The organism is Micromonospora rosaria (assembly GCF_001567585.1).
Lineage (GTDB): Bacteria > Actinomycetota > Actinomycetes > Mycobacteriales > Micromonosporaceae > Micromonospora > Micromonospora rosaria.
On record NZ_LRQV01000156.1, the window covers coordinates 1 to 14,531 of the forward strand.

15 protein-coding genes are annotated in these 14,531 nt (G+C 72.7%); 4 read left to right on the forward strand and 11 right to left on the reverse strand.

From position 1 onward, the window contains the following. Nucleotides 1–64 precede the first annotated feature (64 nt). The 11 genes from AWW66_RS27790 to AWW66_RS27840 all read right to left on the reverse strand — a co-directional run bounded on the left by AWW66_RS27790 (nucleotide 65) and on the right by AWW66_RS27840 (nucleotide 10,774). On the reverse strand, nucleotides 65–259 hold the full coding sequence (locus AWW66_RS27790; RefSeq protein ID WP_067372334.1) for an acyl-CoA carboxylase subunit epsilon: 195 nt from the start codon (nucleotides 257–259) through the stop codon (nucleotides 65–67). Next, complete coding sequence (locus AWW66_RS27795; protein WP_067372337.1) at nucleotides 256–1,815, reverse strand: acyl-CoA carboxylase subunit beta; 1,560 nt, start codon at nucleotides 1,813–1,815, stop codon at nucleotides 256–258. The genes AWW66_RS27790 and AWW66_RS27795 overlap by 4 nt, the downstream gene beginning before the upstream one ends. Nucleotide 1,816: 1 nt before the next feature. Next, a complete protein-coding gene (locus tag AWW66_RS27800) occupies nucleotides 1,817–3,283 on the reverse strand; it encodes an FAD-dependent monooxygenase (protein ID WP_067372340.1) in 1,467 nt (488 codons plus the stop codon). Nucleotides 3,284–3,295: 12 nt separating this feature from the next. Beyond that, a complete protein-coding gene (locus AWW66_RS27805) occupies nucleotides 3,296–4,789 on the reverse strand; it encodes an FAD-dependent monooxygenase (RefSeq protein ID WP_067372343.1) in 1,494 nt (497 codons plus the stop codon). Beyond that, a complete protein-coding gene (locus tag AWW66_RS27810) occupies nucleotides 4,786–5,736 on the reverse strand; it encodes an aromatase/cyclase (RefSeq protein ID WP_067372346.1) in 951 nt (316 codons plus the stop codon). Before AWW66_RS27810 ends, AWW66_RS27805 begins: the two co-directional genes overlap by 4 nt. Nucleotides 5,737–5,762: 26 nt before the next feature. Further along, on the reverse strand, nucleotides 5,763–6,545 hold the full coding sequence (gene fabG, locus AWW66_RS27815) for a 3-oxoacyl-ACP reductase FabG (RefSeq protein ID WP_067372349.1): 783 nt from the start codon (nucleotides 6,543–6,545) through the stop codon (nucleotides 5,763–5,765). 13 nt (nucleotides 6,546–6,558) lie between these two features. Continuing rightward, nucleotides 6,559–6,834 carry an acyl carrier protein gene (locus AWW66_RS27820; RefSeq protein ID WP_067372352.1) on the reverse strand — a complete coding sequence of 92 codons (276 nt, stop codon included), beginning with the start codon at nucleotides 6,832–6,834 and terminating at the stop codon, nucleotides 6,559–6,561. Between the two features lie 42 nt (nucleotides 6,835–6,876). Further along, on the reverse strand, nucleotides 6,877–8,115 hold the full coding sequence (locus tag AWW66_RS27825) for a ketosynthase chain-length factor (RefSeq protein ID WP_067372355.1): 1,239 nt from the start codon (nucleotides 8,113–8,115) through the stop codon (nucleotides 6,877–6,879). Beyond that, complete coding sequence (locus AWW66_RS27830) at nucleotides 8,115–9,383, reverse strand: beta-ketoacyl-[acyl-carrier-protein] synthase family protein (RefSeq protein WP_067372358.1); 1,269 nt, start codon at nucleotides 9,381–9,383, stop codon at nucleotides 8,115–8,117. Before AWW66_RS27830 ends, AWW66_RS27825 begins: the two co-directional genes overlap by 1 nt. Next, nucleotides 9,380–9,709, reverse strand: a complete 330-nt coding sequence (locus AWW66_RS27835) for a TcmI family type II polyketide cyclase (RefSeq protein ID WP_067372361.1) — start codon at nucleotides 9,707–9,709, stop codon at nucleotides 9,380–9,382. The genes AWW66_RS27830 and AWW66_RS27835 overlap by 4 nt, the downstream gene beginning before the upstream one ends. 402 nt (nucleotides 9,710–10,111) lie before the next feature. After that, entirely contained in the window at nucleotides 10,112–10,774 is a 663-nt protein-coding gene (locus AWW66_RS27840) for a response regulator transcription factor (RefSeq protein WP_211272132.1), read from the reverse strand. A gap of 333 nt (nucleotides 10,775–11,107) precedes the next feature. Here AWW66_RS27840 and AWW66_RS27845 point away from each other — a divergent pair, with 333 nt between their 5' ends. The 4 genes from AWW66_RS27845 to AWW66_RS27860 all read left to right on the forward strand — a co-directional run bounded on the left by AWW66_RS27845 (nucleotide 11,108) and on the right by AWW66_RS27860 (nucleotide 14,492). Next, on the forward strand, nucleotides 11,108–11,509 hold the full coding sequence (locus AWW66_RS27845) for a pyridoxamine 5'-phosphate oxidase family protein (RefSeq protein WP_067372364.1): 402 nt from the start codon (nucleotides 11,108–11,110) through the stop codon (nucleotides 11,507–11,509). 125 nt (nucleotides 11,510–11,634) lie between these two features. After that, complete coding sequence (locus tag AWW66_RS27850) at nucleotides 11,635–13,128, forward strand: FAD-dependent monooxygenase (RefSeq protein WP_067372367.1); 1,494 nt, start codon at nucleotides 11,635–11,637, stop codon at nucleotides 13,126–13,128. Nucleotides 13,129–13,169: 41 nt separating this feature from the next. Then, the gene (locus tag AWW66_RS27855) at nucleotides 13,170–13,883 is read left to right on the forward strand and encodes an antibiotic biosynthesis monooxygenase family protein (protein WP_067372370.1); all 714 of its coding nucleotides are present in this window, start codon (nucleotides 13,170–13,172) and stop codon (nucleotides 13,881–13,883) included. A 57-nt stretch (nucleotides 13,884–13,940) separates the two neighbouring features. Further along, a complete protein-coding gene (locus AWW66_RS27860; RefSeq protein WP_067372372.1) occupies nucleotides 13,941–14,492 on the forward strand; it encodes a cupin domain-containing protein in 552 nt (183 codons plus the stop codon). The last annotated feature ends 39 nt before the right edge of the window (nucleotides 14,493–14,531 follow it).

Below are 14,531 nucleotides of genomic sequence, written 5' to 3' on the forward strand. Positions count from 1 at the left end.
CGACACAGCCCGGGCGCGACGGGCCGCCCGCGACGGGCCGGGCGGCACACGCCCGGCCCGTGGCTCAGCGCCAGCTCGCCGGGCTGCGGTACCCGGTGCCGTCGAGATGGGCCCAGGAGGCCCGGGGGCGGTCCCCGGCCGCGCCGGGGTCGTCCCGCCCGGCGGCGCGCGCCCGGGCGAGGACGACCAGCAGCGCGGCCAGCTCGTCGTCGGTGGCCCGCCCGCGCACCACCCGGACCGCCGGTGGGGCCGGGGTCACTGGGGCGGGTTCCCGTGCTTGCGCGCCGGCAGGTCGGCGTGCTTGGCGCGCAGCATCCGCAGTGCGCGGGTGAGCACCCGCCGGGTCTCCGACGGGGTGATGACGTCGTCGACCAGGCCGCGCTCTGCCGCGTAGTACGGATGCATCAGCTCCTCCTCGTACCGCTTGACCAGCTCGGACCGGGTGGCGTCCGGGTCGGCGGCGGCGGCGATCTCCCGCCGGAAGATCACGTTGGCGGCGGCCTGCGCCCCCATCACCGCGATCTCGTTGGTGGGCCAGGCCAGGGCCAGGTCCGCCCCGATGCTGCGCGAGTCCATCACGATGTACGCGCCGCCGTACGCCTTGCGCAGCACCACCGAGATCCGGGGCACGGTGGCGTTGCAGTACGCGTAGAGCAGCTTCGCCCCGTGCCGGATGATCCCGCCGTGTTCCTGGTCGACGCCGGGCAGGAAGCCCGGCACGTCCAGCAACGTGACCAGCGGGATGTTGAACGCGTCGCAGAGCTGGACGAACCGGGCCGCCTTCTCGCTGGCGTCGATGTCCAGCACGCCGGCCAGCGACATCGGCTGGTTGGCCACCAGCCCCACCACGTGACCGTCCATCCGGGCCAGGGCGACCACCACGTTCGTCGCCCACCGCTCGTGGATCTCCAGGTACTGGCCGTCGTCGACGAGTTCGGCGATGACGTCCCGCACGTCGTACGGGCGGCTGCCGTCGGTGGGGACGACCTTCTCCAGGGTGGGGCAGCACCGGTCCGCCGGGTCGTGGGTCGGCTCCGTCGGCGGCATCTCGCGGTTGTTGCCGGGTAGCAGGGACAGCAGGTACCGCACGTCGGCCAGGCAGGTGCGCTCGTCGTCGTAGACGAAGTGCGCGACGCCGGACCGCTCGGCGTGCACGTCGGCACCCCCCAGGCCGTCGTGGCTGACCTGCTCCCCCGTCACCGCCTGGACCACGTCCGGGCCGGTGATGAACATCTGCGAGGTACCCCGGACCATGAAGACGAAGTCGGTCAGCGCCGGGGAGTACGCCGCCCCACCCGCGCACGGCCCGAGCATCACGCTGATCTGCGGGATCACCCCGGAGGCGCGGGTGTTGCGCTGGAAGATCCCGCCGTAGCCGGCCAGCGCGGACACCCCCTCCTGGATCCGGGCGCCCGCGCCGTCGTTGAGCGAGACCACCGGGGCGCCGGCGGCGATCGCCATGTCCAGGATCTTGTGGATCTTCTCGGCGTGGGCCTCCCCGAGCGCCCCGCCGAAGATCCGGAAGTCGTGGGCGTAGACGAAAACGGTCCGGCCGTGCACGGTGCCCCAGCCGGTGACCACCCCGTCGGTGAGGGGACGCTTGTTCTCCAGCCCGAACCCGGTGGCCCGGTGCCGCCGCAGCGGCTCCACCTCGACGAACGACTCCTCGTCCAGCAGCACGTCGATGCGCTCCCGGGCGGTCAGCTTGCCCCGGGCGTGCTGACGTTGCGTGGCCCGGGGGTCGGTGCCGAGGCGGGACTCCTCCTTGAGCCTCGCCAGCTCCCGCGTCCGGTCGCGGCCCGGCAGGACGGTCACGTCACTGCCCGGCCGGCGCCGGCTCGCCGAACCACCGGCGCAGCGCCGCCGCCAGGCCGTCCGGCTCCGCGCCCACCCAGGCGACGTACCCGTCGGGGCGGACCAGCAGCGCGGGGACCCCGGCGAACTCGGCGGCGTCGCTGGTCGCCACGGTCACCGCGACCCGGTCGCCGTACCCGGCCGCGACGGCGCGCAGCCCCGCGTCGTCGGTGAGGTCGAGCAGCACCCCGGTCGCCGGGTGCAGCAGCTCCGTGGTGGTGGTCGCGCCGGCCGCGCCGTGCAGGGCGCGCGGCGGCAGGCGCCGGCCGAGCAGCGGGTGGTCGCCCGCGCCCACGTCGTACCGGACCTCCAAGCCGCTGACCATGCCGGCCAGGTGCCGGCCGACCGTGTCGTACGAGATCAGCTCGGTGAAGAGGGTACGCAGCGGCTCCGCCTCCTCGCCGCCGAGGAAGACCGCGTTCTGCACCCGGGTGTTCAGCAGCAGCCGGGCGCCGACCGGGTGCCGCTCGTCGTGGTACGTGTCGAGCAGTCCCTTTGGGGCGTGCCCCCGGACCACGGCGGCGAGCTTCCAGCCGAGGTTGGCGGCGTCCTGCACCCCGACGGAGAGCCCCTGGCCGGCGGCGGGCAGGTGGATGTGCGCGGCGTCGCCGGCCAGCAGCACCCGGCCGCGCCGGTACTCGGTCGCCTGCCGGGTGGCGTCGGTGAACGAGCTGACCCACAGCGAGCCGCCGTGGCTGATGCTCTCGCCGGTGATCCGCTCCCAGGCGGCGGCCACCTCCTCGAAGCTGACCTGCCGCTCCCGCTCGGTGGGCGGGGTGCCGTGCTCGCAGACGATGATCCGGTCGACGCCCTCGGCGAGCGGGGCCGCCATCACCATGCCGTTGGCCAGCTTCTCGCCGAGGAAGCGGGGCCGCAGCGCGCAGCCCACCACGTCGGCGAGGTACATGCCCCGGGTCGCCGGGGTGCCCTCGAACTCGAAGCCGACGAGCTTGCGCACGGTGCTCTGCCCACCGTCGCAGCCGACCAGGTACGCCGCCCGTAGCTGGCGGGTGCCGTCGGGGGTGTCGGCGACGATCGTCACGCCGGAGCCGTCGTCGGTGAGCTCCCGCAGCTCCCAGCCGCGCCGGATGTCCACGCCCGTCTCGGTGGCCCACTTCTCCAGCACGTCCTCGGTCTGCGACTGCGGGACGCCGCGCGCGCCGAAGTGCGCGTCGGGCAGCACGGAGTAGTCGAACTGCACCCCGCCGAAGTGGCCGCGCGGGCTGGTCTCCAGCTCCCCGAAGCGCGGCAGCAGGCCGCGCTGGTCCAGCGTCTCCATGGCACGGGCGGTGAAGCCCAGGCCACGGGACTGCCCGGTGGGCTCGGCGAGCCGCTCCACCAGGACGACGCGGGCGCCGCCCAGGCGCAGCTCCCCGGCGAGCATCAGGCCGGTCGGGCCGGCGCCCACCACGATGACATCGGTGTCCATGAGGTCTGCCTCCTAGTCTTCGGCGGGCGCCGGGGTGGCCGGCGGCCCGAACCATCGGTCGAGCGCTGCGGTGGCGTCCCGGGGGTCGGCACCGGTCCACGCCAGGTAGCCGTCCGGGCGGACCAGGACGGCGCCGGCACCGGCGAGCGGCCCCGGTTGCTCGGGTACCGCCGCCACGGCGGTGACCCGGCCGCGCCACGGCGCGGCGGCCCGGCGGACCCGGTCGGGACCGGCGCCGGTGAGATCGAGCAGGAGCCCGCGCCCCGGGTGCAGCAGGGCGGTGGTGTCGGTGCGGACGCCGTCCCCGGTGAGCGCGGTGGCCGGCAGGCGGGCGCCGAGCAGCGGGTGGTCGCCGGCGCCGACGTCGTAGCGGATGTCCAGGCCGCTGACCATGCCGGCCAGCCGGGCCCGGACCGCCGGTACCCGGATCAGCTCGGCCAGCACCGTCCGCACCGCCCCGGTCTCCGGGCCGCCGAGCAGCAGCGCCGACTGCGCGGCGATGTTGCCCAGCACCCGCGCGCCGACCGCGTGCCGCTCGGTGTGGTACGTGTCGAGCAGCCCGTCCGGGGCGTGCCCACGGACCACCGCGGCGAGCTTCCAGCCCAGGTTCACCGCGTCCTGCAGGCCGAGGTTCATCGCCTGCCCGCCGACCGGCATCTGCTGGTGCGCCGCGTCACCGGCGAACAGCACCCGGCCGTGCCGGTAGCGGGTGAGCTGCCGGTTGGCGTCGCCGAACGCGTTGACCCAGAGCGGGGTGCCGCCGCTGATGTCCTCGCCGGTGACCCGTTTCCACGTCTGCGCGACGTCGGCGAAGGTCGGCTCCGTCGGCCCCTGCGGCGCGGGCGCGCCGAACTCGTGCACCATCACCCGGGTGACGCCGTCGGGCCGGCGGGCGGCGATGGCCAGCCCGGCGGGCAGCCGCTCGAACCGCCGGTCCGGCACGTCGATCCCGGCCACGTCGGCGCGGAGCAGTTCCCGGCCGGCCGACCGGCCCGGGAAGTCGGCCCGGAGCAGGTCGCGCACGGTGCTCTGCTCGCCGTCGCAGGCGACGAGGTGGGTGGCCAGGATGCGGGCCTCCCCCACGCCGGTGGCGACCACGGCCTCGACGTGGTCGCCGTGGTCGACCACGTCGAGCAGCCGCCGGTCCCGCCGGACCTGCGCGCCGAGGCGTACCGCCCAGTCGGCCAGCAGCCGCTCGATCCGGGCCTGGTCGATCTTCCAGGCCCCGGGGTACGGCGACGGCAGCCGCAGGTCCAGCGGGATCCCGCCGAAGTGCCCCCAGGGCGAGCTCGGCACGGTGCCGAGCCCGCCCAGCAGGCCCCGGCTGTCCAGTTGCTCCATCGTCCGGCTGTGCACGGTGGAGGCCCGCGACTCGGTGGTCGGCACCGGCAACTGGTCCAGCACGGTCACGTCCACGCCGCCGAGCCGCAGCTCACCGGCGAGCATGAGCCCGACGGGGCCGGCACCGACCACCAGCACCCGCGTCTGCGGCGGCGTGCCGGTCATGACCCGGCGTTCTTCTCGACGTGCTCCTTGGCGTAGCCCAGGGTCGCCCGGCTGTTCGTGCTCAGCGCGTCCCGCACGTAGTCGCGGGCCTGCACGACGGTGGCGTCCGGGCCGAGCACCGCGGCGATGTTCGCGGTGTTCACCACGATGGTGTGCTGGGAGGTCACCGCCACCCCGTCGGCGTTCTCCTCGAAGCTCCACCGGCCGGTGTGCAGGCTCATCAGCTTGGGCAGGGTGACCTGCTTGTAGGCGATCAGGCTGGGCGGCAGGGTGACCCGGTACGACCGGGTCAGGTGGGTGGAGCCGTCCTTGGCCCGGGTCTCCATCTCCAGGTCCTGCAGGCCCGGGGTGTCCTCGGTCAGCGTGACCCGGGCCACGTGCGGCAGCCGCTGGTCCCACAGGTGGGCCTCGTTGATGAAGTCGTACGCCTCCTTGCGGGGCCCGTTGATCTGCACGGTGTCCTCGAAGGACAGGGTCGCCTCGGCGGCGGCGGTGGCCAGCTCGACGTTGGTCTTCAACGCGGCCAGCTCGGACCGGGAGTTGCGGTCCACCGCCTGGTCGATCCAGGCCAGCCCCTCCGGGTCGTCGTCGACGGCCCGGTACTCGTGCAGCAGCCGGACCCGGGTCCGCCCCTCGCCGGCCGGCTCCAGCAGCCAGGTGCCGGACATCGACGCCACCGGCGGCGCCGACACCTCCTGCCGGAACTCGATGCGCCGGGCGACCGGGTCGAGCACCCGGCGGGACGTCCAGTTCTTGGCGGTGCCGTTGGCGGTGGCCCAGATCCGGATCCGCTCCGTGCCCTCGCCGGCCTCGAGCTGGTCGACGTAGATGGTCGGCGGGAAGATCTGCGGCCAGTTGACGACCTCGGCGATGAGCCGGTAGACCTCGTCGGCGGGGGCGTCGATCTCGATGTCGTGCTCAACGGTGCGCGTGCCGGCGTCAGACATGCCAGCCCTCCTCGGTGTGGTGGGGGTCAGAAGTTGCCGAGGCCGCCGCAGACGTTCAGCGCCTGCGACGTGATCGAGGCGGCGGTGTCCGAGGCGAGGTAGCCCACCAGCCCGGCGACCTCCTCGGGGGTGCTGTACCGGCCCAGCGGGATCTTGGCCTGGAAGCGGGTGAGGATGTCGTCCTCGGTGACGCCGTGCACGGCCGCGTACCCCTGCCGCACCCGCTGCGCCATCGGCGTCTCGACGTAGCCGGGGCAGACCGCGTTGACGGTGATGCCGGTCGGCGCCAGCTCGTTGCCGAGCGCCTTGGTGAAGCCGACGACGCCGTGCTTGGAGGCCGAGTACGGCGCGCCGAGCACCACACCCTGCTTGCCCGCGGTGGAGGCGATGTTGATGACCCGGCCCCAGCCGCGCTCCCGCATCCCGCCGGCGTTGAGCACCTCGACGGTGACCCGGAAGACGCTGTTGAGGTTGGTCTCCACCACGTCGAGCCAGAGCTCCTCGGCGATGTCGGCGGTGACCCCGCCGCCGCTGCGCCCGGCGTTGTTGACCAGCACCCCGATCGGGCCGAACCGGTCGACCGCGGCGCGGACGAAGGCGCGCACCGACTCGGTGGAGCGCACGTCGACCGCGGCGCCGGCCACGGTCAGCCCCTCCTCGGTCAGCTCCTTGACGGTGGCGGTGACGTTCTCCTCGGTCCGGGCCCCGATGAAGACCTGGTGACCCTGCTGGGCCAGCAGGCGCGCGGTGGCCAGGCCGATTCCGCTGGTGGCGCCGGTGACCAGGGCGACCTTCTGCTGCGTGGACATGTCGCGTTCCCCCTCAGACCGCTGCGCCGCTGGTGGTGCCGAGGCGGGTGTTGACCGCCTCGATCAGGCCCCGTGGGGTCCGGGAGTCCATCACGTCCTCGTCGCTGAGACTGACGCCGAACTCCCGCTCGATCCGGCTGCCGGTCTCCAGCAGGGCGATGGACTCGTAGCCGAGCTCGTCGAACGTGGTGTCGATGGTGTCCGGGCCGAGGGCGCCGCCCTCGGTCTCGCCGGCCCCCTCCACCAGGATCCGGTGCAGGTCGTCGACGGTGAACTGGCGTTCGGTCATGGTCTTCCTCTCGTAGTCGTACGCGGCGTCGGTGGGCCGTGGTCAGCGCGCGGCGGCGACCCGCTGCGGGTAGCCGGACCGCAGCAGCACGGCCGAGTTGAACCCGCCGTAGCCGCGCGCCAGGACCAGCGCGCTGCACAGCTGGGCGGCCCGGGGGTGGTCGGTCACCAGGTCCAGCCGGTACCGCTCGGCGGGGGTGACGTTCACCGTCTGCGGGATCAGGCCCTCGTCCATGGCGAGCAGCGCCGCCGCCAGGTCCAGCGGGGCGGCCCCGGAGTAGAGTCGGCCGGTCATGGTCTTCGGCGCGGTCACCGGCACCCCGTACGGGCCGAAGACCTCGGTGATCGCGTCGGCCTCCGCCTGGTCCAGCTCGGGGATGCCGGCGGCGTCGGCGAAGACCACGTCGACGTTCTCCGGCGGCAGGTCCGCCTCGGCCAGGGCCAGCCGGATCGCCCGCGCCAGGCCGGGTTGGCCGCCGCTGCCCGGCGCCGGGTCGAAGGTGGCGCCGTACCCGGCGACCTGCCCGTACACGTGGGCGCCCCGGGCCACCGCGCGGCTGGCGCGCTCCATCACCAGGATGGCGCCGCCCTCACCGGGGACGTGGCCGTTGGCCCGCTCGTCGAACGGCAGGTACGCGCGGTCCGGGTCGTCGCTGGTGCTCAGCCGGCGGCTGGCGAGCTGCGCCACCCAGCCCCACGGGCAGAGGGAGGCGTCCACCGCCCCGGTGACCATCACCGCGGTGCCCTTGCGGATCTGCCGGCGGGCGTTGGCCACCGCGTCCAGGCCGCCGGCCTGGTCGCTCACCACCACGCCGCTGGGGCCCTTCATCCCGTTACGGATGGAGAGCTGCCCGCTGTTGACCGCGTAGAACCAGGCGAACGACTGGTACGCGCTGACGTACCGGCTGCCCTGGCTCCACAGGTTGCGCAGCTCGTTCTGGCCGAACTCGAAGCCGCCCTGCGCGCTGGCCGTACAGACGCCCATGTCGAAGGCCGGCAGGTCGGCCGGGGTGATCCCGGCGTCGGCCAGCGCCCAGTCACCGGCGACCAGCGCGAGCTGGGTCATCCGGTCGGTCTGCGGCAGCAGCCGGCCGGGCAGGTGCTCCCCGGCGACGAAGCCGTTGATCTCGCCGGCCAGCCGGGCCGGGTAGCCGTCCGCCGCGAAGCGGGTGATCGGGCCGATCCCGCTCACCCCGCGCCGGGTCGCCGACCAGTAAGGCGCCGTACCGAGGCCGGTCGGCGACACGATGCCGAGGCCGGTCACCACCACCGGGTCCGTCATCACGGCCTCCGTCCGGGTCCGGTGAGCACCATCGCGCTCTGGAAGCCGCCGAAGCCGCTGCCCACGGTGAGGACCGCGTCGGTGCGGTGCTCGCGGGCGGTCAGCGGCACGTAGTCCAGGTCGCACTCCGGGTCCGGGTGGTGCAGGTTCGCGGTCGGCGGTACGACGTTGTGCTCGATCGCCAGCGCGCAGGCGGCGATCTCGATGGCGCCGATCGCCCCGAGGGAGTGCCCGACCATCGACTTGATCGAGCTGACCGGGATCCGGTACGCGTGCTCGCCCAGGCTGTCCTTGAACGCGGCGGTCTCGTGCCGGTCGTTCTGCTTGGTGCCGGAGCCGTGGGCGTTGATGTAGTCGATGTCGTCGGGGTTGAGGCGGGCCTCGCCCAGCGCGGTCCGGATCGCCTCGGCCATCTCCTTGCCGTCCGGCCGCAGCCCGGTCATGTGGAAGGCGTTGCTGCGGGTGGCGTAGCCGGCGATCTCGGCGTAGACGTGCGCGCCGCGCCGCCGGGCGCTTTCCATCTCCTCCAGCACGAACACCGCCGTCCCCTCGCCGAGCACGAAGCCGTTGCGGGTGGCGTCGAACGGCCGGGACGCGGTCTCCGGCTGCTCCCGCCGGGGCGAGGTGGCCTTGATGGCGTCGAAGCAGGCCATGGTGATCGGTGAGATCGGCGCGTCGGTGGCCCCGGCGACCATCACGTCGGCGCTGCCCTCCCGGATCAGCTCGACGGCGTAGCCGACCGAGTCGATGCCGGACGTGCAGCCGGTGGAGATCACCGTGGCCGGGCCCTGCGCGCCGACCGCCCACGCCACCTCGGCCGCGAACGAGCTGGGCACCAGGTAGTCGTAGAGGTGCGGCACCGCGTAGGTGTGGTCGACCTCGTGCAGCCGGCCGCCGTCGCTGACCACCCGGTACTCCTGGTCCAGCGACATGGTGGCGCCGACCGCGCTGCCGATGGCGACCCCGGTGCGGTGCTCGTGGACGTTGTCGAACACCAGTCCGCTGTCGGCGACCGCCCCCCGGGCGGCGACCACGGCGAACTGGGCGGCCCGGTCCATCCGCCGGACCTCCTGCGGGGTCAGGCCGTGCTGCTCGGGGTCGAAGTCGATCTCGGCGGCGACCTGGGACCGGAACGGGGCGGGGTCGAAGAAGGTGATGGTCCGGGTCGCGGTGCGGCCGTCGGTGAGCAGGCTCCAGAAGTCCTTCGTTCCGGCACCGCCGGGGGCCAGCACCTCGATGCCGGTGATGACTACTCGCCTCTCGGTCACGCCGAGCCCTCCCAGGAGTAGAAGCGGGTCGCCATCGCGTCGGCCGGCGACCGCCAGGTCTGCGGGTCGTACGCCTCGATGAAGGGCTTGAGGTCCTCGCTGATCTGGACGAAGCGGGGGTCGTGGCGGACCCGCTGGATCCGCTCGCCGCCGTCCTCGTCGTCGAAGTCCTGCAGGTGGAAGTAGAGGCCGCGGTAGCTGAAGAGCTGACGTCGGCGGGTGCCCATCCGGTGCGGCATCTCACCGGCGTCGAAGCCGGCGAACAGCTCGGCGACGTCGCGGCTGGACGCCGGGTCCATCCGTGCCACGATCAGTGTGCTGTGCATGGAGTTCTTCCTTCCGGATCGGCTCGACTCCAGAACGCGCGGACGGCGGTGCCCGGACCCGGCCGGACGCCGGGCCCGCCCCGGTCCGGGGTGCGGTCCGGGGCGGGGCGGCCGGCGGGACCGGCCGGCCGCCGGTCCGGACCGCGCACCGTGGCGCGACCGCGGATGGCGGGGACGACCGTGTCCACGACCGGACTCCTGACTCTGCGGGTGATACGGTCGGCCGAAATGGCGTCAGCACATTTCGGCGACACGTCCGGGATATCTGCGAACCAGGTTCGCAAGAATCGTCAGGGCCGTTCAAGACGGTGAATTACAAATTCTGTCAGGTCTATGCCAGGACTTCTGTCAGAGCTGTGCAAAATCGCGTGGTCGGGCGCGTCGCGGTCCCCCCGGACCGACTCACACCTGGGCCAGGTCACCGAGCCGGAATCCGACCCCGCGCACCGTGATGATCCAGTCGCTGTTGCCGAGCTTGTTGCGCAGGCTGCTCACGTGCGTGTCGACCGTCCGGCGCGACCAGGTGTCGCCCCACACCTCGCACATGATCTGCCGGCGTGGGATGACCGTGTCCGGGGCCGACGCCAGCAGGCAGAGCAGGTCGAACTCCTTGCGGGTGACGTCGACGCGCCGCCCGTGCACGCTGACCTCCCGCGACCGCGCGTCGATGCGCAGCGGCCCGCGCAGCAGCACGTCGTCGTTGACGCGCAGCGGCCGGGCCCGCCGCATCACCGCCTCGATCCGGGCCATCAGCTCGCGGAACCCGTACGGCTTGACCACGTAGTCGTCCGCGCCGGCCTGGAGGCCGAGCACCCGGTCCAGTTCACTGCCGAGGGCGGTCACGGCGATGATGGGCACCCCACAGGCCGCCCTGATCCCCCGACACACGCCGAGCCCGTCCAGATCGGTCAGCTCCAGATCGAGCAGGACCAGATCGGTGTCCTGATAGGAGGCCAACGCCTCCTCCCCCGTCGCGGCGTGCCGCACGTCGTGCCCGTGCCGGCGTAGCCCTCGGGCGAGCGCCTCCATGTCCCGGAGGTCCTTCTCCACGACGAGGATCCGCAATGCATCAGGCGGCGACGCGATCACAGTGCTTACGTTCTGCGGCCTATCGTTCACGCGTACCCCAATGTGTCCGATCGGATGGAATACGACGCCCTCGGGCAGGCCGAATAGAAGAAACCGCCCCCACGGCTCCCCCCGATGCCCGGCCCCCTCCGGACCGGGTCGAGTGTACCGAGACAGCGCCACCCTCCTATATGGTTAAATGGTTGTTTCAATATCGGCGTTCTTCTGTTGTACGAACGTTCGGAGTTTCCGGCATTTGCGTCAAGCGGCACGGATGGTGCGATCGGACAGGGCCGGCGCAGCGCCGGTCCGGACGACGGGAGGACCTGCATGCGGACCACACCGACCACGGTGGACACGGCGGTCGAGGCGTTCCTGGCCGAGGACCACGTGGCCGCGTTCACCACCCTGCGGCCCGACGGACGGCCGCACGTGGCACCGGTGCGGTTCACCTGGGACCCCACGTCCGGCCTGGCCCGGGTCCTCACCCGGGCGGCTACCCGCAAGGTGCGCAACCTGCTCGCGAGGCCGGGCAGCCACGCGGTGCTCTGCCAGACCGCCGGCTTCCGCTGGGTGACCCTGGAGGGGCCCGCCACGGTCCGGACCGACCCGGCGCGGGTCGCCGAGGGGGCCCGCCGGTACGGCCTGCGGTACCGGGCGCCAGCACCGGAATTCCCCGATCGCGTGGTCGTCGAGATCGCCGTCACGCGGATCCGTGGACTCAACGTCTGAATCGCCGCCGACCCGGCTTCTTGTCGAAGATTTGACGTAGTTGTCGAAGCCCTGTAGCGGCAACCCTTTACGGGCCCGAGACGCCGTCGCAATACTTCTGGACACATGCCACCGGGAAGGTCGTGATGAACACAATCGATGCGGAAGTCATCATCGTAGGAGCCGGACCGACCGGCCTGATGCTCGCCGGCGAATTGCGGCTCAACAACGTTTCGACCATTGTCCTGGATCGACTCGCCGAGCCCATGCAGCAGTCGCGCGCCCTGGGTTTCTCGGCCCGTACGATCGAGGAGTTCGACCAGCGCGGCCTGCTGGCGCGCTTCGGTGAGGTCGGCACGATCCCGTTCGGACACTTCGGCGGCGTGCCCCTCGACTACCGGGTGATCAAGGGCGGCTCGTACGGCGCCCGCGGTATCCCGCAGTCGCGCACCGAGGGCATGCTGGCCCAACGGGCGGTCGAGCTCGGCGCCGAGCTGCGCCGGGGCCAGGAGGTCGTCTCGGTCGACGACGACGGCACGGGTGTCGCGGTCGTCGTCCGCACCGCCGACGGCGAGCAGACGCTGCGGGCGAAGTACCTGGTCGGCGCCGACGGGGCGCGCAGCACGGTCCGCAAGGCCGCCGGGATCGACTTCCCGGGCACCGACCCCACCATGGAGATGTGGCTGGCCGACGTGGCCGGCTGCGACCTGCGCCTGCGCTTCTCCGGCGAGCTGGTGCCGGGCGGCATGGTGATGGTGCTGCCGCTGGGCCCGGTGGCCCAGCGGGTGGTCGTCTTCGAGCACGCGACCGGCCTGCGCAACTCCACCGAGCCGCCGACCTTCGCCGAGGTCGCCGACGCCTTCGAGCGGCTGACCGGGGAGGACATCCGGGGCGGCAAGCCGCTCTGGGTCAGCTGGTTCACCGACTCCAGCCGGCAGGCCGCCGAGTACCGGCGCGGCCGGATCCTGCTCGCCGGCGACGCCGCGCACATCCACATGCCGATCGGCGGCCAGGGCATGAGCGCGGGCATCCAGGACGCGGTCAACCTGGGCTGGAAGCTGGCCGCCGAGATCCACGGCCACGCGCCGGAGGGCCTGCTCGACACGTACCACACCGAGCGGCACCCGGTCGACGGGCGGGTGGTGATGAACACCCTCGCGCAGCGCTGGCTCTACCTGGGCGGCGAGGCGATGCAGCCGCTGCGCGAGCTCCTCGGTGAGCTGGTGCGGTACCCGGACGTCCAGGAGCACCTGGTCGGGATGGTCACCGGCCTGGACATCCGGTACGACGTCGGCGCGGGCGAGCACCCGCTGCTCGGCCGGCGGATCCCGAACCAGGAGCTGGTCGGCGAGTTCGACGGCTCCGGCAAGAGCACGACGTTCGAGCAGCTCCACCGGGGCCGGGGCGTGCTGTTCGCGTTCGGCGACGACACCGCCGGTCCGCAGGCCGCCACCGGCTGGACCGACCGGGTCGACGTGGTCCGCGCCACGCCGCACACCGCCGACCCGGACGACCCGTTCCACGGCCTGGACGCCGTCCTGGTCCGTCCGGACGGCTACGTCGCCTGGGTCGCGCCGGCCGGTGCCGGCGCGGCCGGGCTCGACGAGGCCCTGTCGCGCTGGTTCGGCCCGTCCCGCTGACCCGACCCGCCAGCTTTCCGCTCACGAGAACGAGGAGAAGCATGCCCAAGGTATCGCCGGAGGACCGGTACCTCACCGTCCTCAACGTGTTCACCACGGATGCGCCGGAAAAGCAGGACCGCCTGCTCGACGAAATGCGCGCGATCGTGGACACCGCCGCTTTTCCGGGCTGGATCTCCAGCACCGTCCACAGCGGTCAGGAAAAGCTCGGGACGGCCAACTTCATCCAGTGGCGCAGCGTCGAGGACCTGATGCAGCGCTACGAGGACGACAAGTTCAAGCACGCCACGATCCCGACGTTCTCCGAGATCACGACGTCGATGATGCTGCTGCAGAACGAGGTCGTCTACTCGCAGACCCACGCGTCGCTCGGCGGCACCGTGGAGCTGCACCCGGAGCGCGGCGACTACACCGTCATCGAGTTCTTCGGTGTCGAGGCCGACAAGCAGGACGAGTTGATCGACGCCCTGGGCGCGTCGATGAAGTGGCTGGGCAACGTCCCCGGCTACCGGTCGCACACCGTCATGCGGGGCATCGGCTCCCGCGGCTACGAGGGCTCCTTCGTGGTCCGGTACGCGCAGTGGGACTCGCGGGAGCAGTGGGAGGAGTTCCGGGACTTCCCGGCCGAGCAGTGGCCCGCGCCGCGGCGCAAGGTCCAGGCGCGTATCGACGCGGTGACCACGCGCTACATCGTCAACACGTACCACGTGGTGCACACCCGGTCCGCGGAGCGCACCCCCGACCCGGTGCGCTGACCTCCCCCTGTTGCGACCGCACTCCTCTGCTCCGATCACGTCGTCCGGAAGGAAAGCATGACCACCATCGTCCTGCCCGAGGATCGCCCTGCGGGCCGCCGTGGCTTCGAGATCGTCCTGCCCACCTCCGCCACCAACGGGGTCAGCTCCCTCGTGGAGGCGCGGGTCGTGGCGGCGACCGCCGGTCCGCCGCTGCACACGCACCCCAACTCGGAGGAGACCTACTTCGTCATCGAGGGCGCCCTCCTGATGTACGTGGACGGCAAGGTCGTCGAGATCGGTCCCGGCGGGCTCGCGCACATCAGCCGCGGCACGGAGCACACCTGGGCCACGCTGCCCACCGTGGACGCGCACTTCCTCACCCTGCACACCCCGGGCGGCTACGAGCTGTACCACCCGACCGCGCTGCAGGCCGAGCACGACCGGGGTCGTGCGCTGACCCAGGCGGACCTCTTCGAGATCGCGAAGGGCTTCGACTGGAAGCTGGCCGGCGACGAGCCGTTCCGGCTGACCCCCCTCGGTGAGCTGGTGGAGGCCAGCCGCGCCGACGACGAGGCGGCCCGCGCCGCCGCCGAGGCGACCGGCGTCACCGCCGGCGCCGCCTCCTGAACCGGGTCGACCCCGGGAAGCCACGCCTTCCCGGGGTCG